This window comes from Flavobacterium sp. 270, from assembly GCF_004368785.1.
GTDB lineage: Bacteria > Bacteroidota > Bacteroidia > Flavobacteriales > Flavobacteriaceae > Flavobacterium.
On sequence record NZ_SODM01000002.1, the window covers coordinates 791648 to 811603 of the forward strand.

The 19956-nt window shown below is 33.5% G+C and carries 17 protein-coding genes; 9 read left to right on the forward strand and 8 right to left on the reverse strand.

The window, feature by feature from the left end:
- The 6 genes from EV144_RS24150 to EV144_RS10745 form a co-directional block, all read left to right on the forward strand.
- Nucleotides 1-3677, forward strand: a 3677-nt coding sequence (locus tag EV144_RS24150; protein WP_166670561.1) for a T9SS type B sorting domain-containing protein, incomplete at its 5' end; no start/stop codon positions are given.
- 43 nt (nt 3678-3720) lie between these two features.
- Entirely contained in the window at nt 3721-4704 is a 984-nt protein-coding gene (locus EV144_RS10725; RefSeq protein ID WP_243854652.1) for a type IX secretion system membrane protein PorP/SprF, read from the forward strand.
- Between the two features lie 158 nt (nt 4705-4862).
- On the forward strand, nt 4863-6050 hold the full coding sequence (locus EV144_RS10730; RefSeq protein ID WP_134148675.1) for a phosphoglycerate kinase: 1188 nt from the start codon (nt 4863-4865) through the stop codon (nt 6048-6050).
- A 110-nt stretch (nt 6051-6160) separates the two neighbouring features.
- A complete protein-coding gene (locus tag EV144_RS10735) occupies nt 6161-8002 on the forward strand; it encodes a LysM peptidoglycan-binding domain-containing protein (RefSeq protein WP_134148677.1) in 1842 nt (613 codons plus the stop codon).
- A gap of 46 nt (nt 8003-8048) precedes the next feature.
- Nucleotides 8049-9017 carry a DUF4837 family protein gene (locus tag EV144_RS10740; protein ID WP_134148679.1) on the forward strand — a complete coding sequence of 323 codons (969 nt, stop codon included), beginning with the start codon at nt 8049-8051 and terminating at the stop codon, nt 9015-9017.
- 24 nt (nt 9018-9041) lie between these two features.
- A complete protein-coding gene (locus EV144_RS10745; RefSeq protein WP_134148680.1) occupies nt 9042-9488 on the forward strand; it encodes a GNAT family N-acetyltransferase in 447 nt (148 codons plus the stop codon).
- Between the two features lie 188 nt (nt 9489-9676).
- On the opposite strand, the gene EV144_RS10750 is transcribed toward EV144_RS10745, so the two are convergent.
- The 4 genes from EV144_RS10750 to rnpA form a co-directional block, all read right to left on the reverse strand.
- Nucleotides 9677-10480: an OmpA family protein gene (locus EV144_RS10750; RefSeq protein ID WP_134148682.1), complete on the reverse strand. Its 804-nt coding sequence runs from the start codon at nt 10478-10480 to the stop codon at nt 9677-9679.
- 3 nt (nt 10481-10483) lie between these two features.
- A complete protein-coding gene (locus EV144_RS10755; RefSeq protein WP_134148684.1) occupies nt 10484-12121 on the reverse strand; it encodes a S41 family peptidase in 1638 nt (545 codons plus the stop codon).
- 2 nt (nt 12122-12123) lie between these two features.
- Nucleotides 12124-12948, reverse strand: coding sequence for a DUF4349 domain-containing protein (locus EV144_RS10760; protein WP_134148686.1), 825 nt, complete (start codon nt 12946-12948; stop codon nt 12124-12126).
- A gap of 80 nt (nt 12949-13028) precedes the next feature.
- Nucleotides 13029-13433, reverse strand: a complete 405-nt coding sequence (rnpA, locus tag EV144_RS10765) for a ribonuclease P protein component (RefSeq protein WP_134148688.1) — start codon at nt 13431-13433, stop codon at nt 13029-13031.
- A 126-nt stretch (nt 13434-13559) separates the two neighbouring features.
- Here rnpA and EV144_RS10770 point away from each other — a divergent pair, with 126 nt between their 5' ends.
- From EV144_RS10770 to EV144_RS10780, 3 genes are all read left to right on the forward strand, one after another.
- Entirely contained in the window at nt 13560-14300 is a 741-nt protein-coding gene (locus EV144_RS10770) for a lysophospholipid acyltransferase family protein (protein ID WP_134148690.1), read from the forward strand.
- A 51-nt stretch (nt 14301-14351) separates the two neighbouring features.
- On the forward strand, nt 14352-15344 hold the full coding sequence (locus tag EV144_RS10775) for an acyl-ACP desaturase (protein WP_134148692.1): 993 nt from the start codon (nt 14352-14354) through the stop codon (nt 15342-15344).
- Between the two features lie 237 nt (nt 15345-15581).
- Nucleotides 15582-16235 carry an HD domain-containing protein gene (locus EV144_RS10780; protein ID WP_134148693.1) on the forward strand — a complete coding sequence of 218 codons (654 nt, stop codon included), beginning with the start codon at nt 15582-15584 and terminating at the stop codon, nt 16233-16235.
- Between the two features lie 341 nt (nt 16236-16576).
- Here the strand turns inward: EV144_RS10780 and EV144_RS10785 are convergent, their stop codons facing one another.
- The 4 genes from EV144_RS10785 to EV144_RS10800 all read right to left on the reverse strand — a co-directional run bounded on the left by EV144_RS10785 (nt 16577) and on the right by EV144_RS10800 (nt 19811).
- Complete coding sequence (locus tag EV144_RS10785) at nt 16577-16699, reverse strand: FeoB-associated Cys-rich membrane protein (protein WP_081491463.1); 123 nt, start codon at nt 16697-16699, stop codon at nt 16577-16579.
- A 6-nt stretch (nt 16700-16705) separates the two neighbouring features.
- Nucleotides 16706-18805, reverse strand: coding sequence for a ferrous iron transport protein B (gene feoB, locus EV144_RS10790; protein WP_134148695.1), 2100 nt, complete (start codon nt 18803-18805; stop codon nt 16706-16708).
- Nucleotides 18805-19044, reverse strand: a complete 240-nt coding sequence (locus EV144_RS10795; RefSeq protein ID WP_134148697.1) for a ferrous iron transport protein A — start codon at nt 19042-19044, stop codon at nt 18805-18807. The genes feoB and EV144_RS10795 overlap by 1 nt, the downstream gene beginning before the upstream one ends.
- Before the next feature lie 101 nt (nt 19045-19145).
- On the reverse strand, nt 19146-19811 hold the full coding sequence (locus EV144_RS10800) for an SCO family protein (protein WP_134148698.1): 666 nt from the start codon (nt 19809-19811) through the stop codon (nt 19146-19148).
- Nucleotides 19812-19956 lie beyond the last annotated feature (145 nt).

Consider the following 19956-nt stretch of genomic DNA (forward strand, 5'->3'; position numbering starts at 1 on the left):
CAGGCACAGTTCCATTTACGATTTCAGGTTTATCATCAGGGGCTCACAGTGTTGCGGTCCATGATGTGAACGGATGCGGTAATACGGTTAACTTAACGATACTTGAGCCATTAACAGTTACTTCTGATATTAGCTTATTGCCTACATGTAATGATCCTAACGGAAATGTTACGTTGTCTGCTACAGGTGGTACAATTTCAACTCCTAGCAGTTATCTTTATACTAAAGATAATTGGTTGACATCTCAGGTAAATCCTATATTTACAGGATTAGGTTTTGGTACATATACTTTTAAAGTGAGAGATATAGTAACAGGATGTGAGGCACAGATTATTCAAGTAATTGAGCAAGCTATTCCTGTTACAGGAATAACTCTAACACCAGAAAAAGTATCTTGTTTTGGTGGATCTAACGGTAGTATTTCAGTTACACTGAATGCTTCAAACACAGATCCTGTTTATAAGTATAGTTTAGTTGGAGGTGCAATTACCAGAATTCCTCAAGATTCTAGTATATTCAATGATCTTCCAGCAGGAAATTATACTGTTACAGTAACATCAGGAAAAGGTTGTTCTGCTACAGCTAGTATAGCCGTAGATCAGCCAGCTGTAATTGTTGTTAATGCTCCAGTTGTTTCTCCGTTTACTTGTACAACGGGCACAAACACTACTAAAAATGCATCTATTACAGTTAATTCTGTAACAGGAGGATCTCAAAACTATATTGTTTATGAGTTTAAAGACATAAACGGAGTTGTGGTACAAAGCGGACCTTCTAATGTTTATAATCTAACAAACCTTGCAGGCGGAACATATTCTATAAGAGTATTGGATGATTTAGGTTGTGAGGGAAGCTCAACAGCACCGATAATTGTTCCATCATTTATTACGATGACAGATGTAACAGCGGCACCAGTAATTCCTATAACTTGTATCAATTCAGAAACAATGCAAGTAACAGTTACTACAGAAGGTGGAACTCCAGCATTGTTAAACTATACAGTGACAAATGTTACAGGCGCAGCATATAATAGATCTAATACAAATGGATTATTTTCAGATTTAGGAATAGGAAACTATTTAGTTACTGTCGAAAATCCTGCAACAGGTTGTACGATTAAGACTTATTACGATGTGTTTGATCCAAATACGTTTGTAATCGTAGCATCGCCAATTAACGGAGGTGAAATTTGTTACGGCACATCAGATGGAGCGGTAGATTTAACTTTTGTAGATAATTTCCCTACGCCATCAAATGATGCAGGACCATTTGCATATACAATCACTGGTCCAGTTCCTAGTAGCGGAACAACTACAGGTGTAGGTCCAATTAGAGTTTCAGGATTAACAGCTGGACAGTATACGGTTACTGCTAAGTTAATTGGAGGCCCAGAATGTACAGTTACAACAAACTTTACAATTTCACAGCCTTTAGAAATATTAGCTATAAACGAAGTTCATACTGCTATTACTTGTTTATCAGGAAATAATGATGGTTCTATTACTGTAAGCGCAACAGGTGGTTGGATTGGAGATTACCAATACCAATTGTCGGGTCCAATAAATGTAACATATTCTGATCAATTCTCTTTTGAGAACTTAACAGCAGGAACTTATACAGTTAGTGTTAAAGACAGCAAAGGATGTATTGCAACAACAACAGTTATATTAGTTGTTCCAGATCCAATTGCTTTCACCGCTTCAGCAAATGTAAGTGTGTTAAGTTGTTATGGTGCTAAAGATGCTGTAATTACAGTTGCAGCTCCAACAGGAGGTCAAGGACGTGATTATACTTATTATTTAAACTATATTAATGGATCAGAAGTTATCGTTTCAGGACCATTCGTTTCTAACATCTTTACAGATTTAGGAGCAGGAACATATACTGTTACGGTTAAAGATGCTTTTAGTTGTGAAACTACATCTGCAGCAATAACAATTACTGATCCGCCTATTATTGAACCGAGTTTAACTATAAATACGGCTATAACTTGTCTTACAAACGCAACACTTAAGTTAAGTGTAGTTGGAGGAACAGGGCCATATACTTATAGTGAAGACGGAACTAATTATAGTGCAAGTTTTGCTTCTTCAGTAACTTTTGCAGTGACTGCAGGTTCTCACCGTTATTTTGTCAAAGACAGTCACGGATGTGTAAGTTTTGTTTCTAATGATGTTGTTATTGCGCCAATAGTGCCATTATCAATAGATTTAGATTTATCTAATGCAATTGTTAATTGTAAAGGAGAAGGCAGCGCCTTAATTATTGCAGAGGCTAAAGATGGTCTTGGAAGTTATGTGTATACATTATTGAATGAATTAAGAGCCGAGATTAGACCAGCTCAAAACGATGGAATTTTCGCAAATCTTAGTGCAGGTAAATATATTGTACATGTTAAGAGTTTTGATTGTGAGATAGATTCAGCAGTTATAACTGTTGGAGAACCACAAAATGCGTTGACTTCTACTTATGAGGCTTTCCCTGTAAAATGTTACAATGAGAAGAATGGTAAAATTATCATTACAGCATCTGGTGGAACAGGAATAATCAAATATGCGATTTCTCCTAATTTAGATCAATTTGTTGAAAGCAATGTATTTGATCGTCTGGCAGCAGGTACTTACAAAGTAATTGTTCAGGATATTTTAGGATGTAACAACGTTTATGACATTGTTATAACATCACCAGATCTTCTAATTGCATCTGTAGTTCCAAATTCTATCATCCCAGAAATTTGTGATGGAGATAAAGACGCAGCATTTAGTATTCAAATTGTTGGAGGAACAGCTCCATATTTTGAAAGTCTAGATAAGGATAACGGACCATTCCTACCATTCACAGGTAATATTAAAGATTACACTGGTCTTAAAGGAGGTACTCACAATGTTTATATTAAAGATACAAATGGTTGTATAAGTGCAGTAGAAGTTAAGATGCCAGAAGCGGTAATTCTTAAACCAACAAATGTGGTTAATTATGACTGTGTGAATAATATGGCAGCTAATTCTGTTACTATTGATCCGGGTTATGCAGATCATAGCGAAATTGATTATAAACTTGACGGTACTGGTACATATACAGTAAATAACATTTTCACTAATGTTGCTCCGGGTAACCACTTTGTAACAGTAAGACATACTAATGGATGTGAAGCGAAAACAGAGTTTGTAATCAAAACAGTTCAACCGTTAACACTTGTAGAAGTTGTTGCTGATAAAGGTTCTATTGAAGATGCAAACATTATTGAAGTTGTAGCTGGTGGAGGTTCTCCTGCATACGAATACAGTTTTAATGGTGAAGCATTCACATCATCAAACAAATTCAAAATCTATAAAACAGGAATTTATGAAGTAATTGTAAGAGACCAAAATGGCTGTACAGTAACAATCCAGGTTCCTAAAACGTTTATCGATATTTGTATGCCAGACCACTTTACACCAAACGGTGATGGTCAGTTTGACGAGTGGGGTCCAGGTTGTACATTAATTTATGACAATCTTACATTCGACATCTTTGACAGATACGGACGTGTAGTTGCTAAATATCACTACGGTGAAAAATGGGATGGTAAATATGATGGTGCTGAATTACCAACCGGTGACTACTGGTATGTTGTTAAATTAAATGATCCAAAAGACAACAGATCGTTCGTAGGACATTTCACTCTATACAGATAACAAAATAATTGCCCCTATGATGTTGTCTAAAAAAATTATTACAATGAAAAAATTATTTTTATCCTTAGTACTCATGGCTGTAACAACAAGTTACAGCCAAGAGTTAAACCTACCAGTGTTTACGCAATATTTGGCCGACAACCCTTTTATACTTTCTCCAGCTTATGCCGGTATTGGTGATAATCTTAGAATTAGAGCCAACGGTCTTACGCAATGGGTAGGTATTAAAGATGCTCCTGATAACCAATCTGTTTATGCCGATTTTAGAGTTTTAGATCGTTCAGGAGTCGGAATCTCGATTTATAATGATAAGAATGGTTACACAAGACAAACTGGTGCAAAAGTTTCTTTTGCACATCACCTAATCTTGGATTATTATTCACAGCAGTATTTGTCTTTTGGTATTTCATATAACTTTAATAATTTCAGAATAGACGTTAACGATTTTGATTATACCAATCCAAACGGAGGAGCACCAGTATTTGATCCTGCGATTACAGATAATCGTTCTAATAACAACAACAACTTTGATATTAGTGCATTGTACCGAAACAGAGGATTTTATCTAAGTTTTAATGCCAACAACGTTTTAAAGAAAAATGTAAATAAGTACAGAGGAGTAGAACCAAACTTACTTTCAAACTATCAGGTTTATACCGGTTATACATTTAGAGATGGAGAAAATAACCGTATCGAATACGAACCATCTGTATTCTACCAATATTTTGCGAGTGATAAACGTTCGACTACCGATTTTAACTTTAAGTATAGACGATACAATCGTTACGAAGATTACTATTGGGTTGGAGTTTCGTATCGTTTCTTAAACGACCAATTCCCAAAACCTTTATCAGTTGGACCAATGGCAGGTTTTATGAAATCTAAATTTTATTTTGGATATTCATACCAAATCATGTTCAACGATTTAGGAAGTTACAACACCGGTACTCACGTTGTAACTATCGGATTTGACTTCTTACAAGCCATCAGTAATTGTCCTTGTACACAAAGTCCAGTTCACGATTAAGCAGATATTTTTATCTTTTTTGAAAGTTAATTTGTTTATTTTCATAAATTACAACGTTTTCGTTTTTATTAAGTAGTTATTTTTACTTTATTGAAATTTAATACTACTTTAAAAGTTCTATATTTGTTATTCTTTCAAAAAAATTAAATATTTAGCAAATGAAAACTTTAAACGATTTCGACTTTAAAAATAAAAAAGCAATTATCCGTGTAGACTTTAATGTACCGTTGGATGAAAACTTTAATGTAACTGATGCAACACGTATTGAAGCTGCAAAACCAACTATTGATGCTATTTTAGCACAAGGCGGAAGTGTAATTTTAATGTCGCATTTAGGAAGACCAAAAGGAGTAGAAGAAAAATATTCTTTAAAACACATTTTAAAAACAGCTTCTGAGATTTTAGGAGTTCAGGTGAAGTTTGCAGCAAACTGTATTGGCGAAGAAGCACAAACAGCAGCTAAGAATTTAAACCCAGGTGAAGTATTACTATTAGAAAATTTACGTTTTCATAACGAAGAAGAAGCTGGAGATGTTGGTTTTGCAAAAGAATTAGCATCACTTGGAGATATTTATGTAAACGATGCTTTTGGTACAGCTCACAGAGCACATGCTTCGACAACTATTATTGCACAATTTTTTCCAAACGATAAATGTTTCGGAACATTATTGGCAAAAGAAATTGACAGTTTAAACAAAGTTCTTAAAAACAGCGAAAAACCAGTAACTGCTATTCTTGGAGGATCTAAAGTTTCTTCAAAAATTACAGTTATCGAAAATATCTTAGACAAAGTAGATCACATGATCATCGGAGGCGGAATGACATTTACTTTCATTAAAGCACAAGGTGGTAAAATTGGAGAATCTATCTGTGAAGATGATAAACAAGAATTAGCTCTTGAAATTTTAAGATTAGCAAAAGAAAAAGGCGTTCAGATACATATTCCGGTAGATGTTGTTGCTGCAGATGATTTCTCAAATACAGCAAACACTCAGGTTGTAGACGTAACTGCAATTCCAGACGGATGGCAGGGACTTGACGCAGGTCCAAAATCTTTAGAGAACTTCAAAAAAGTAATCTTAGATTCTAAAACAATCTTATGGAATGGTCCATTAGGCGTTTTTGAGATGGAAACTTTCTCTAAAGGAACAATAGCTTTAGGTGATTTTATTGCAGAATCTACCAAAAACGGAGCATTTTCTTTAGTAGGAGGGGGTGATTCTGTTGCAGCAGTAAAACAGTTCGGTTTTGAAGACAAAATGAGCTATGTTTCTACTGGCGGCGGGGCAATGCTAGAAATGTTAGAAGGAAAAGTTTTACCTGGAATCGCAGCGATTTTAGACTAAAATATAACAATTAACATTTTTTTGCGTTTTTTTATTCAATAAAGGCCTTAGATTTGCAAAAATAAGGTTCCTATAATTATTTGAGTTACAGGATTTTAAAAAAATGTTATATGATTGTAAAAAAAATCTCTTTAGTGGTCACCGCTTTTTTATCAATGTCGATGTTCGCGCAGGAAACTGCAAAAGCAGAACTTGAGATCAAGCCTGAAGTAAAATTATCCTATTTAGATTCAATTAAAAGCACTTTCAAAAAAGACGTAATGGCAACAAAAGTTGACAGTCTTTGGATGAATGAGTTAGTGAGTTTGGATATTTATGATGATCTTTCAAAAGACATTCAAACCATCAATAAAGACGTTACAGTTGATGAAGAATTGCCAACAGAATTGCTAAAACAGCGTCTGCAGGCCATGAATGAGAAATCACCTTTTAATATAGAATACAATCAAGGTTTAGAAAACATAATAAAGTCATTTCTTAAGAACCGAAAAAAATCGTTTTCTCGATTAATGGCTTTATCAGAATATTATTTCCCAATTTTTGAAGAAAGTTTTGCACAACACAACGTTCCTCTGGAAATAAAATATTTAGCCGTTGTAGAATCTGCTTTAAATCCTAAAGCAGTTTCTCAAATGGGCGCAACAGGACTTTGGCAGTTTATGTACGGAACCGGAAAACAATACGCTTTAAAAATCGATTCTTATATAGACGAAAGAAGCGATCCACTTAGGGCAACTGCAGCAGCTTCAGATTACATGACCAAAATGTTTAATGTTTTTGGTGATTGGGAGCTTGTTTTAGCCTCTTATAATTCAGGTCCGGGAAATGTAACTAAAGCTATTCGTCGTTCTGGCGGAAAAACAAGTTACTGGGACATTAGAAATTATCTTCCAAAAGAAACTCAAGGTTATGTTCCTGCTTTTTTAGCAACAATGTATCTTTTTGAATATCATAAAGAACACGGAATCAACCCAGAAAGAGCCGTTGTCAAAAATTTTGAAACAGATACCGTTTGTGTCAAAAATCAAATGTCTTTCAAACAGATTGCAGATTTGTTAGACATGCCACAATCTCAAATTCAGCTTTTAAATCCTTCTTATAAATTAAATGTAGTACCTTACTATCAAGGAGAACAACATTTCTTACGTTTACCAAAAGATAAAATTGCAACTTTTGTTTCAAACGAAAATCAAATTTATGCTTACGTAAAACATCAATCAGAATTTAAAACTATTCCGTCAAGATTAGCTTTAAAAATTGCACCAAAAGTTAAAGCTGTTGCAAAACCAACTGATGAATTATCCAAAAACGTTGAGTTTTACAAAGTCAGAAAAGGAGATAATCTAGGAGAAATTGCTGCGAAATACAATGTAGATATCATCGATTTAAAGAAATGGAATAACCTTAAATCCAATTCTGTTGCATTAGGTAAAACATTGAAAATTAAATCTAATGACGATGCTAAAAGTTCTAAAGAGGTAAAATCAACTCCTGTAGTGGATAAAAAACCAGAAGAAGCTATTGCGTCTGCTGATGATAAAGATAAAAATGCTCCACTAATACAAGAATATGTAGTTGCAGCTGGAGATAATTTAGGAAGCATTGCTAAAAAATTCAATACAACAATTGCTGAAATCAAAGAATTAAATAAACTAACTTCAAACAATATTGGATTAGGGAAAACATTAGTGGTTACAAAAGTTAACGTTGAACTTGATGAAACACCAACGACAACTACCGCTACTGCTATTGCTTCAAATTCAGTAGATTCTTTTAAGAAAAAAGGATATTCTGCTAAAAATAATTCAGAAGATTATTACGTTAAAAAGGGAGATTCATTATACAGCATTTCTAAAAAATATCCAGGAGTAACAATTTCAGATATTAAAAAATGGAATGGCATTAAAGATGAAGAGTTAAAACCCGGAATGAAACTTAAAATCAACGGATAATCAAAAATCTTATTTAAATTTGGGTTTTATTTCATAACTTGTTAAAATGAATAAAACCCATTTTTTATTTCTAATACTTCCGTTTCTGTTTATTTCGTGTTTTAAAAACGAAAGAAAAGCAGAGCCGGTTTCTGGTAAAACCAATACGATTTCTATTATTATCGACGATCAGTTGTGGTATGGAGAAGTTGGAGATACGATTAGAAATAAATTTGCTTCACCAGTTTTAGGACTTACACAAGAAGAACCGTTATTCAACATCAATCAATATCCTGCCAGATTGCTCGAAGGTTTCGTAACCGATAGCCGAAGTATTATTGTAGTTAAAAAAGCAGCTACTGACAAATTTGAAATAACCCACAGTAAATCACTTCCTCACAACACTTTTCGTATTTATGGAAAATCTGTCGATGATATTATTTGCAGCATCGAATTGAATGCCGCAGAAATAATAAAAGTGATACGAGATGCTGAAATTCAAAAAATTCAGGAAGACAACAGTAAATCGTTATTAAGTCCGGCGATTATCAAAAACAAATTTCATGTAGACCTTCAAATTCCTTCAGGTTATGAATACATGATGCATAAAAAGAATTTTATCTGGCTTAAAAACGATATTATCAGTGGCAGTACAAGTCTGTTGATTTATCAGGTTCCGTTGCATAACTTCAAAAACAAATCAAATGTTGTCGAGAATATTGTTAAAATGCGCGATTCTATTGGCCGTTTTATAAAAGGACGCGAAGCCAATACACCAATGATAACGGGCGAAGCTTATGCGCCTTATTTTTTTACAACGACATTAGACGGTAAAAAAGCTTATGAAACGAAAGGCGCCTGGGAATTAAAAAACGATTACATGGCCGGCCCGTTTATAAATTATGCTGTTCTTGACGAAACCTATAATCGAGTTTTGGTTGTTGAAGGTTTTTGTTATTCACCATCAAATCAAGAACGCGACTTAATGTTGAATCTAGAAGCCATTATAAAGTCGATAAAAATCGATAAAAGATAATTTTAAGAATATAGAATAAGAAGAATGGAATTAAAATGGAAAATAAAGCCGTTTGAGGCACTAACAGTTTCGGAGTTATATGATTTGCTGAAATTGCGAAGTGAGATCTTTGTATTAGAGCAAAACTGCGTGTATTTGGATATTGATGGTAAAGATAAAATTGCTTTGCATCTAATTGGAGAATACGATGGAAAAACGGTTGCCTATGCCCGATTATTTGATGCAGGAATTAGTTTTGATAATGCTTCGATCGGAAGAGTTGTGGTTGATGCCAATTATCGTGACAAAAAATGGGGACACGATTTGATGCGTGAAGCTATTGCAGGAATTAAATCAAACTTTGAAAAAGATAAAATTACAATTGGCGCTCAGTTATACTTGAAGAAATTCTATGAAAGTCACGGTTTTGTGCAAATCAGCGAAATGTATCTCGAAGACGATATTGAGCATATTGATATGGTTCGAGGTTAAACTTATTGTTTAGTTTTTTGCCACAAATTAAAAGGATTAAAAAGATTTTTCTAAAACTTAATTAGAAATATAATCTGTGAAAATCCTTTTAATTTGTGGCAAAAGAAAATAAACTCGTTTATCATTTTGTCCAGTTTTCAAAACCTTAGCGTCTCAGTAACTCTGAACCTTAGTACCTTTAAAAAAAACTAAATCTTAGTAATCACAAATTCCACACGTCTGTCAAAATTATCACCTTTTCCCAACGGATATTTATTACCACAGCCAAGAAAAGTCATACGGCTTTTGGATACTTTTTTAGTCATAAGATAGAAGAAAACTGTTTTAGCACGGTTCCAGGAAAGTCTCCTTTCTTTAGTTGCTCTATCAATTCCGTCGGTATAAATTTCTGGAGTACAGCAAACGTGACCTCTAATTTCAAACTTAAAATTGGGATGCGTTTGTAAGGTCTTTGCAATTTTATCCAGTGTTTTTTTGGAAGAATGAGTCAGTTTTGCACTTCCAATATCAAATAAGAGATTGTCTAAACAGATTTTGTCGCCAACTTTCAGGTCATCTTTAAAAGAAGAATAAATGCCCTTTCCGAAACTATTCTTTTTAACAACAATTAAATCAACCCGTCGATTTCTTAAACGGGTTTCAGTTAAGTTTTCAACCGTATCAGCTCTTACAACAACACGTCCTTTACCTTCAAGAATAACAATTTTACTTTGCTTAAATCCAGAAGCAACTAATAGTTTTTGTATGGTAATAACCCGGTTTTGCGATAACCGAAAATTATAATCGTCGGTACCACGATCATCGCAATATCCATAAATCTGTACAGATTCAACTTTAGAAGTATCTATATTTTTTATAAAATAGGCAACAACATTCTCCTGAGAGGCAGTAAGATCGTATTTATCAAAATCAAAATAAATGGTTTCTACTGGTTTTTGCTGCGCCTCTAAAGTGTAAATAAAAAATACAAATAGGACTAAAGTTATCTTCATTCACTACATTTTTAAAATGGATTTATATTCTGTTTGGTTATTTAATACGTTCACTGCTCTTTTAATTTCTGAATTATTTTTGATATAATACTGATACAAACCTTCCTGATATTGGTATCTTTTAATAAGCTCTTCCAAAATCAGATTCTTAATTTCTTTTTGGTTTTTATCCAATAAAGTGTTTTCGCTTTTTTCTAGTGCAGCGACTAATTGTTGGTATTCCGGAGCAATTGTTTCGTCTATTTTCTCATTTTTTGCAGCAGCCAAAGTGTTTTTAAGTGCTACTTCAGTTTCAGTATCAAAACTAATTTTGTTTGTTTTCAAATATTGCTTAAAGCTTGTGTAATCAGCATCTGTAAGCGTCGGTATTTTATCTCCTAAATTTGGATTTTTATAATAGTAAGTAGTTGCATAATCAAAAATGCCATCATTTTTTAGCAAAGCAGTCGTAATCGGACTCATTTTAGTTTCATCCAATTCGATGTCTGGTAAAACACCGCCTCCGTCAAAAACAGTTCTGCCTTTTCTGGTTTTAAAAGCATTAAAGTTTTTAGCATCCGTTTTCTGTGCTACGCCATTTTTATCTTTATGCGCATAATCCAACGCCTGAATACAACGTCCGGATGGTGTATAATATCTTGAAATTGTAACTTTTAACTGCGTTCCATAAGTCAGGTCAACAGAACGCTGTACCAAACCTTTTCCAAAACTACGGCTTCCTAAAATTACGGCGCGGTCTAAATCCTGCAAAGCTCCCGATACAATTTCAGAAGCAGAAGCACTTCTTCCATTCACCAAAATAGCCAGTGGAATTTCTGTATCTACAGGTTCTTTCGTAGTTTTATACGTATTGTTATGCTTCTCAATTCTTGATTTAGTTGTTACAATAACTTCATTTTTAGGAACAAACAAATTACAAATATCAATCGCTTCATTTAGCAGACCGCCAGGATTTCCTCTTAAATCAAGAACAATTTGTTTTGCTCCATCAGCTTTCAGTTTTTCAAGCGCCTCTTTAACTTCTGCCGCTGCTTTTCTGCTAAAATGTGCCAAAACGATATAACCCGTTTTGTCGTCAATTTTTCCGTAAAATGGAACAGATTTGATATCCACTTCATCCAAAACCAAAACCGTCGTATTCATTTTACCCTGACGCAGATATTTGATATTGATTTTGGTGTTTTTAGTTCCCTTCAATAATTGGGAAGTATCATCTTTGTAATCAGCAACTAAAATATCTCCAATTTGAATAATTTCGTCTCCGGCTTTTAGTCCCGCTTTATCCGCAGGATAATTTTTATAAGGCTCGCGAACAATTAAGCGGTCTTTCTTTCTGGCAATCATGGCGCCAATTCCGGTATATTCGCCGGTATTGTTGATTTTAAAATTAACGACATCTTGTTCGTTAAAATAAACAGTATAAGGATCCAAACTTCCCAGCATGCTTTTAATGGCTTTGTCCATCAAATCTCCTGGATTAGTTTCGTCTACATAATTTGTATTTACGGCTTTGAATAAAGTTGTAAAAATTTCTATCTGTTTGGCAATTTCAAAGAAATCTTCTTTAAAACTGGTTCCAACAAATAAAAATCCTGCTGCAACAGCAGGGATAACAAACTTCTTTTTGAAATAAGGATACATGATTATATTTTTTTTCTTTTAAATCTTCTTCTAATAAAATAGGCAAGTAAACAAAATATGATGATAAAAGGCCAAATGCTTATCAGCCATATAAACAAACTTGACAATCCGAAAAATCCCGATTGTATAGCGGTTAGTATTTTTGATCCGTACGAAACTTTTACGCCTTCTTTTTCTGCTATTGTTTTATAAAACTCAATAGTAAATGTGCTTTCAGAAACACGGCTTTCCATATATTTTAACTGGCCTTGTTTTGATTCAATTTCTTCCCGGATGATAGAAAGTTGTTTTTCAATTTCTAATATTTCACTAATTTTAGTGGCTTTTTGCAATATTTGTAAATAACGATCTTCTAATTTACGTTTCGTTTTTAATCTTGAATCAAGATCAATATATTCTGCTGTTACATTATCTGCAGAAATCTGTTTGGTATCAAAATAAGAAACTCCTTTTGAAATAGATTGTAAAAAGGCATCAAAATTCTGACTCGGAACACGAACGATTAGGTTTCTTGATTCGGTACCATATCCTTTTTCTTCAGAATCATTTTGAACAGATCCTTTATTTTCTTTTATTGCTTTCTGAATTTGATCTGCCGTGTCTTTTAAGTCACTTGTTTCAAATTTAAGATACGCTTGTTTTATTATTTTTTGTTGAATTTCATCTGGTGCGGGACTATCTCTATCATAATCACCACTGGATTCCATTTTCTTGGCAGGAAGTTTTACGGCAGAAATTTTAATATCATTAGATGCTTCCTCGTGCTGTTCTTTAGCACAACTTGTCAAAATCAGAGCAAAAAATAATAAATAAAGAATATGTCGCATAAAATTTCAATTTAGAGCTAAAACTACAATTTTTTTATAATTTTTTGTCTAATTTGATAAACAAACTTATGTTTTGAGTCTTACAATTCTGTTTTGTTTTCAGAATCGGTGGTTTTGTTTATTTGTAAAAGAAATTTCTCAAACAATTGAATCGTTTTGGTATTGATTTCTTCGTAAGATAATCGGTCTTTGGTTTGATAAAAAAACATAATAGAATAATTTCCATTTACATTATCCCAAAGCAAATGTTTATTTAATCGATAGGTTTCTCTCAGCACACGTTTGAAGTAATTGCGATCAACCGCTTTTTTAAAGTATTTCTTAGAAACCGAAACGCCAAGTTTAATTTTTTCATCAGCTTCAGGTTCTCCAGCACGATAAACCAAACGCAAAGGATATTTTGAAACCGATTTTCCTTCAGAAAAAAGTAGACCAATTGTTGTTTTGCTTTTTAAACGTTCGTTTTTTGGATAAGTAAAGTTCATTTAATTCAGAAAAAATTTGCAAATTTATAGGGCAAAGGTACAATTAAACCAGAAAACGGGTTATTGTTTTTAATTTTAATACCGCTAAAAATATATTTATTACTTTTGGCCTTAAATTTTTCAAGCATGCAAAAGATAATTTCGTATCCAATATCTGTAATTTATTATTTATGTTTTGGGTTTTGTCTGGCTATTTTTCATCCAATACAATGGATCTGTCTAAATCTGTTTGGTTATCAGGCTCATAAAAAAAGTGTTGACTATTTAAATTTTTTCCTTTTAAGATGTACAAATCTTGTGGGAACAACTTATAAGATCGAAAACCGCGAAACAATTCCAACCGGAGTTCCTATCATTTTTGTTTCTAATCATCAAAGTATGTACGATATCGTGGCAATGATTTGGTACTTTAGACGTTTTCATTGTAAATTTGTAAGTAAGAAAGAGTTAGGCAGCGGTATTCCAAGTGTTTCTTTCAATTTGAGACATGGCGGATCGGTGCTAATTGACCGTAAAGACCCTAAACAAGCGATTCCTGTAATCAAAGGCTTGTCTGAATATATCGAAAAAAACACTAGATCTGCCGTAATTTTCCCTGAAGGTACCCGAAGCAAAACTGGAAAACCAAAAGAATTTGCCCAAAGCGGGTTAAAAATCTTATGTAAATATGCGCCGTCAGCGTATGTTGTTCCGGTAAGTATCAACAATTCTTGGAAAATGGTTAGATACGGAATGTTTCCTGTAGGTTTAGGAAATCGCCTTACCTTTACCGTACACAAAGCAATGGCTGTAAAAGATTATGATTTTGCAGATTTAATGGCATTGACAGAAAAGGCAGTTGTAGAAGGAGTAAATGAATATAAATAGATTTTTGCGTTTAGTGAATTCTAAACCTTAGGTCCCAAACTAAAATGAGTAATGTCTATAAAAAACATTAGATTAGAAGTTATGCAGTTTTTGGAAAAAAACGTGGATAGCTTCGTAGAACAGTATTTAATTCCAGTTGAAAAAATTTGGCAGCCGTCTGATTTTTTGCCTAATTCTGAAGGAGACAACTTCTTTGAAGAAGTTAGAGAATTACGCGAAATTGCTAAAGAACTACCATATGATTTCTGGGTTACGCTTGTTGGTGATACCATCACCGAAGAAGCTTTACCAACATACGAATCTTGGTTGATGGATGTAGAAGGAGTAAATCAAGTTGAAAATGGTGGAAATGGTTGGTCTAAATGGATCCGTCAATGGACCGGAGAAGAAAACCGCCACGGTGATTTACTAAATAAATACTTGTATTTGTCTGGTCGTGTGAATATGCGTGAAATCGAAATGACGACACAGCACTTAATCAACGACGGTTTTGATATTGGTACTGGATCTGATCCGTACAAAAACTTTGTATATACCAGTTTTCAGGAATTGGCAACTTATGTATCTCACAATAGAGTAGCTCAAATGGCTAAGAAATTTGGAGATAATAAATTGTCTAAAATGTGTAAAATGATTGCAGGAGACGAAATGCGTCATCATCATGCATACAGCGAATTTGTAACAAGAATTTTTGCAGTTGATCCTAGCGAAATGATGTTGGCGTTTCAATATATGATGAAACAAAAAATCGTTATGCCGGCTCATTTCTTAAGAGAATCTGGCCAGAAAATAAGTTCTGCTTTTGAACAATTTTCAGATTCAGCGCAACGTATTGGAGTTTACACTGCAAACGATTATGTAGATATTATGCAAAAGTTAATTGATAAATGGGAAATTGATAAGATTTCTAATTTAACTGATGAAGCAGAAAAAGCTCGTGATTATTTAATGAAATTACCAGCCCGTATGGCTAAAATTTCAGAGAGAATTGTGATCCCAAAAGAGTCTCATATTTTCAAGTGGGTTGAACCTGCAAGACTTTAAAAAATTCAGATTTTAGAGTTTAGATTGAAAAAATTCAAACAAACGCAATAAAGTTGCATTTGTAAAATAAAAAAATCATGTTGATTGGAAAAGCTGGTAAATCTTTGACAATCAACATTTTTTTTGAAGTCAATTTTTCGCCTTTTTCTTAATGCAACAATGTTCTTGTTGAAGTTTAAGAAATATTTGTCCATTTTCATCAAATAAAAAAGCAATTAAAAAATCAAAAAAAGTAACATGAATCACACAGAATTAATAGAAAAAACAATTGCCTTTGTAAAAGAAAAATTGAATGATGCAGAAGGTGGACATGATTGGTTTCATATCGAGCGTGTTTATAAAAATGCATTCTTAATTTCTAAAGATACCGATTGTTATTTGATAGTTGTACAGCTTGGTGCCTTACTTCATGATATTGCCGACAGCAAATTCCATAATGGCGATGAAACTATCGGGCCAAAAACGGCACGTTTGTTTTTGGAATCTGAAAATGTGTCGGAGGATATTATAAAACATGTCGTAAACATTATAGAAAACATCTCGTACAAAGGCGGCAATTTCGAGAAGAAGTTTTCTTCTGTCGAATTGGATATTGTACAAGATGCTGATCGTCTAGACGCAATTGGAGCAATTGGCGTTGCAAGGGCTTTTAATTATGGAGGATTTAAAAACCGCGCATTGTATAATCCAGAAATTGCTCCAATTACGAATATGAGTAAGGAAGAGTACAAAAAGAATAATGCACCCACTATAAATCATTTTTACGAAAAACTTTTACTTCTAAAAGACAAAATGAATACCGAAACCGGAAAACAAATCGCAGCAGAAAGACACCGCTTTATGGAATCTTTTCTGGCGCAGTTTTACGCGGAATGGGAAGGAGTGAAGTAAGTCTGGTTAGTTTTTAAAGACAAAATGAAAAACGGTTGCACACATACACCCAAGTGTAAACCATAATAATCTCGCTACTCTGTTATCTCTGATAATCTCTGTTCTTTCTGATTCTGACATCTTTAGCTTTCTTTAAATTATTAAAGTTATAAAGTTAAGAAGCCTGTTGTTTCAAGAAGAGAACCAATAAGTCTTTATTGTATCAAAAAGAGACAAATCTAAAATAGCATAAAATAGAAAAAACCTTTGTCATAGTTTTTAAACTTAGACAAAGGTTTATGTATTTTTATAATAGTTTTAAATCTTAGAAGCTTAGCAACTCAGTGCTTAAGAATCTTAAATTACGAACATCCGCAATTCCCATCTCCACAATCTTTTTTCTTTTTAGATTTCCAAAAGAATTTTTTTATCAAAAAGAAGACGGCAAAAGCTAATATGGCAAAGGCTATAATTTCTTGTATCATGATTTTTTATTTTAGAATTTGATACGCAATCAGCGCAGCAAAATAAGCGAGACCACTCATAAAAACAAGCTGCATAGCCGGCCATTTCCAAGAGTTGGTTTCTTTTTTAGTAATAGCAAGCGTACTGGCACACTGCATGGCAAAGGCATAAAATAACAAAAGAGAAATACCCGAAGCAAAATTAAATATCTTATTACCCGTTTGCGGATTTACTTCTTGCTGCATTTTACTTTTTATGGTTGCTTCATTATCGCTGTCTCCAACGCTGTAGATAGTTGCCAAAGTTCCCACAAAAACTTCACGCGCGGCAAAGGAGCTGATTAAGGCAATTCCGATTTTCCAGTCATAACCTAATGGAGCAATTGCCGGTTCGATAGCTCTTCCCATTAAACCGATATACGAATTCTCTAGTTTTTGAGAGTTTACTTCGTTTTCAAAATCAATTTCATTTAAATGCTTTTCAGCCGTTCTTTCTTTTACGATAGCTTCAGCCTCGTTAAAATCTTTTCCGGGCCCATAAGAAGCCAAAAACCATAAAATAACAGATATTGCCAAAATGATTTTACCTGCGCCAACAATAAAAGCTTTTGTTTTCTCAATAACATTGATTCCAACATTCTTAAAAAGAGGCATTTTATAGCTTGGCATTTCAACAACAAAATACGTTTTGGTATTTAGTTTTAAAACTTTGTTTAAAACATAAGCCGAAATAATTGCTGCAACAAATCCTATAACGTAAAGGAGCATCAGCGTTAAACCTTGAAGATTTAGAATTCCGAAAACACGTTTGCTTGGAATCACCAATGAAATGATAATAGCATATACGGGTAATCTTGCAGAACAAGTCGTAAACGGCGTTACCAAAATCGTAATAAGACGTTCTTTCCAGTTTTCTATATTTCGGGTTGCCATAATAGCCGGAATTGCACACGCAGTTCCTGAAATCAAAGGCACAACGCTTTTTCCTGAAAGCCCAAATCGGCGCATGATTTTATCCATCAAAAAGACAACCCTGCTCATATAACCACTTTCTTCTAGAATTGAAATAAACAAAAACAAGAAAGCAATCTGAGGAATAAAAATAATAACACCACCAATTCCCGGAATAATTCCTTCTGAAAGTAAATCGGTTAAAATACCGCTCGGTAGGGAAGCTGCAGTCCAGGCACTTAATGAAGCAAAAGTGCTGTCAATAAAATCCATTGGGATTGTTGACCAAGAGAATATTGACTGAAAAATAACAAACAAAATCGCAAAGAAGATAACGTAACCCCAAACTTTATGAGTTAATACACGATCAAGTTTTGCTCTTATGTCTTTTGCCATAGAAACATCAACTTTTAGACCTTCTTTTAAAACCTCATTTATAAATTGATAACGTTTTATGGTTTCTTGTTGTTGCAAACGTTTTAATTCTGAATGTGATTTGGTAAAAGTGCTGCGAATTTCATTTCGATCTAAATTCGAAAAGTTAACGTCCTGCGTAATTACCAGCCACAATTTGTATAATAATTGATTCGGAAATGCATGTTGCAGTTTTTCAAAATATTCACGATCAATAACAGAAGCATTTAAACAAGATTCGTGAGGAACGGTTTTATAAGCAACAATAAGCTCTTTTAACTCCTCAATTCCGTGGCCTTTTCTAGAACTTACTAAGGCAATTTTGGTTTTTAGTTTTTCTTCCAAATACGGAATATCAATTGTAATTCCTTTTCTTTCCATACGATCGGCCATATTTATGACTAAAATCGTCGGGATTTCTAGGTCTTTAATCTGAGTATAAATCAGTAAATTTCTTTTCAGATTTTCAACATCAGTTACAACAACAGCAACATCGGGATATAATTTGTCGTTTTTATTTAATAAAAGTTCAATAACAACACTTTCATCCATAGAACTAGCATTCAAACTATAAGTTCCAGGCAAGTCAAGAATGTTGGCTTTGATGTTATGAGGTAATTTACAGAAACCTATTTTCTTCTCAACTGTAATTCCGGGATAATTCCCAACTTGTTGATTTAGTCCTGTAAGCTGATTAAAAACGGAAGTTTTTCCGGTATTTGGATTTCCAATAAGGGCAACATTGATATTCTGAATGCTCATTACAAATTGTTTTTGATAAGTTCAACTTCAATTTCACGAGCAGTTTCAATTCTAATAGCAACATGCGAACCGTTAATATCCAAATATAAAGGATCTCCAAAAGGAGCAATTTGAAGTAATTCAACCATACTGCCCGGCAAACAACCCATTTCTAGTAATTTTAGAGGAATAAGATCGATATCAAAATCTTTGATAATGGCTTTCTCGCCTTTTTTTAGGGAATGAATAGTATTTTGCAAAGCTTATTTAGATTGAATTTAGATTGCAAAAATAGGTAATTATTCTATATGTCAAGGTATTTAATGCCCTGACAAATGCTAAATGTTTCTAAAAATAAGGTTTATTCTTTGCTCAAGAAGTCTATATCTTCTAAAAGACGTTTGATTTCGTCTTTATTAGTACCATCATAAAAACCGCGAACACGTCTTTTTTGATCTACCAAAACAAAGTTCTCTGTATGAACCATATCATAAAGCTGATCGGGTCTGCCCAATTTTACAGCCAAATAAGATTTTCTGGCCATCGTGTAAATTTGTTTTTTATCGCCCGTAACCAAATTCCATTTGCTGTCTACAACTCCATATTTTATGGCATATGCTTTTAAAACAGAAACGCTGTCAACTTCTGGAAAAACAGTATGAGAAAGCAGCATAACTTTCGGATTTTTTAAAACTGCTTTTTGAACATCAACAAGATTGGTTGACATTTTAGGACAGATGGAACCACAAGTAGTAAAGAAAAAGTCGGCTACATAAATTTTTCCTTCATAATTCTTTTGAGTAATCGTATCTCCGTTTTGGTTTACAAACGAAAAATCTGCAATGGTATGATATTTACTTTTGTATTGAATTGTACTGTCAACCAATTCAGGATTTACATCGGCAGGGTTATAAATTGGCAATGTTTTTTGTGGCTTTAAAGCCGAATAAAACAAGGATAAAGTAATGGCGGAAAATATAATTAAGACGATAAAGAATTTTCTATATCTGTAGAGTAACGATTTCATAAAAATAATTTGGCACAAAAATACAAAAAGCACTTTTTAAATCCTTGATTAACCTTGTTATTTATCGATGTTCGAAGATCAAAATTTAAGTACCGAGAATTTATAAATTTCATTTTAACTATTGAATACACGAAACTTACACCAA

Bases quoted from the DNA above. Each gene is read 5' to 3' on its own strand.
- feoB (WP_134148695.1), bottom strand. From the start codon at position 18,805: ATGAGCATTCAGAATATCAATGTTGCCCTTATTGGAAATCCAAATACC.
- rnpA (WP_134148688.1), bottom strand. From the start codon at position 13,433: ATGAACTTTACTTATCCAAAAAACGAACGTTTAAAAAGCAAAACAACA.
- EV144_RS10750 (WP_134148682.1), bottom strand. From the start codon at position 10,480: ATGAAGATAACTTTAGTCCTATTTGTATTTTTTATTTACACTTTAGAG.
- EV144_RS10740 (WP_134148679.1), top strand. From the start codon at position 8,049: ATGAATAAAACCCATTTTTTATTTCTAATACTTCCGTTTCTGTTTATT.
- EV144_RS10785 (WP_081491463.1), bottom strand. From the start codon at position 16,699: ATGATACAAGAAATTATAGCCTTTGCCATATTAGCTTTTGCCGTCTTC.
- EV144_RS10775 (WP_134148692.1), top strand. From the start codon at position 14,352: ATGTCTATAAAAAACATTAGATTAGAAGTTATGCAGTTTTTGGAAAAA.
- EV144_RS10780 (WP_134148693.1), top strand. From the start codon at position 15,582: ATGAATCACACAGAATTAATAGAAAAAACAATTGCCTTTGTAAAAGAA.
- EV144_RS10800 (WP_134148698.1), bottom strand. From the start codon at position 19,811: ATGAAATCGTTACTCTACAGATATAGAAAATTCTTTATCGTCTTAATT.
- EV144_RS10770 (WP_134148690.1), top strand. From the start codon at position 13,560: ATGCAAAAGATAATTTCGTATCCAATATCTGTAATTTATTATTTATGT.
- EV144_RS10760 (WP_134148686.1), bottom strand. From the start codon at position 12,948: ATGCGACATATTCTTTATTTATTATTTTTTGCTCTGATTTTGACAAGT.
- EV144_RS10735 (WP_134148677.1), top strand. From the start codon at position 6,161: ATGATTGTAAAAAAAATCTCTTTAGTGGTCACCGCTTTTTTATCAATG.
- EV144_RS10730 (WP_134148675.1), top strand. From the start codon at position 4,863: ATGAAAACTTTAAACGATTTCGACTTTAAAAATAAAAAAGCAATTATC.
- EV144_RS10755 (WP_134148684.1), bottom strand. From the start codon at position 12,121: ATGTATCCTTATTTCAAAAAGAAGTTTGTTATCCCTGCTGTTGCAGCA.
- EV144_RS10745 (WP_134148680.1), top strand. From the start codon at position 9,042: ATGGAATTAAAATGGAAAATAAAGCCGTTTGAGGCACTAACAGTTTCG.
- EV144_RS10725 (WP_243854652.1), top strand. From the start codon at position 3,721: ATGAAAAAATTATTTTTATCCTTAGTACTCATGGCTGTAACAACAAGT.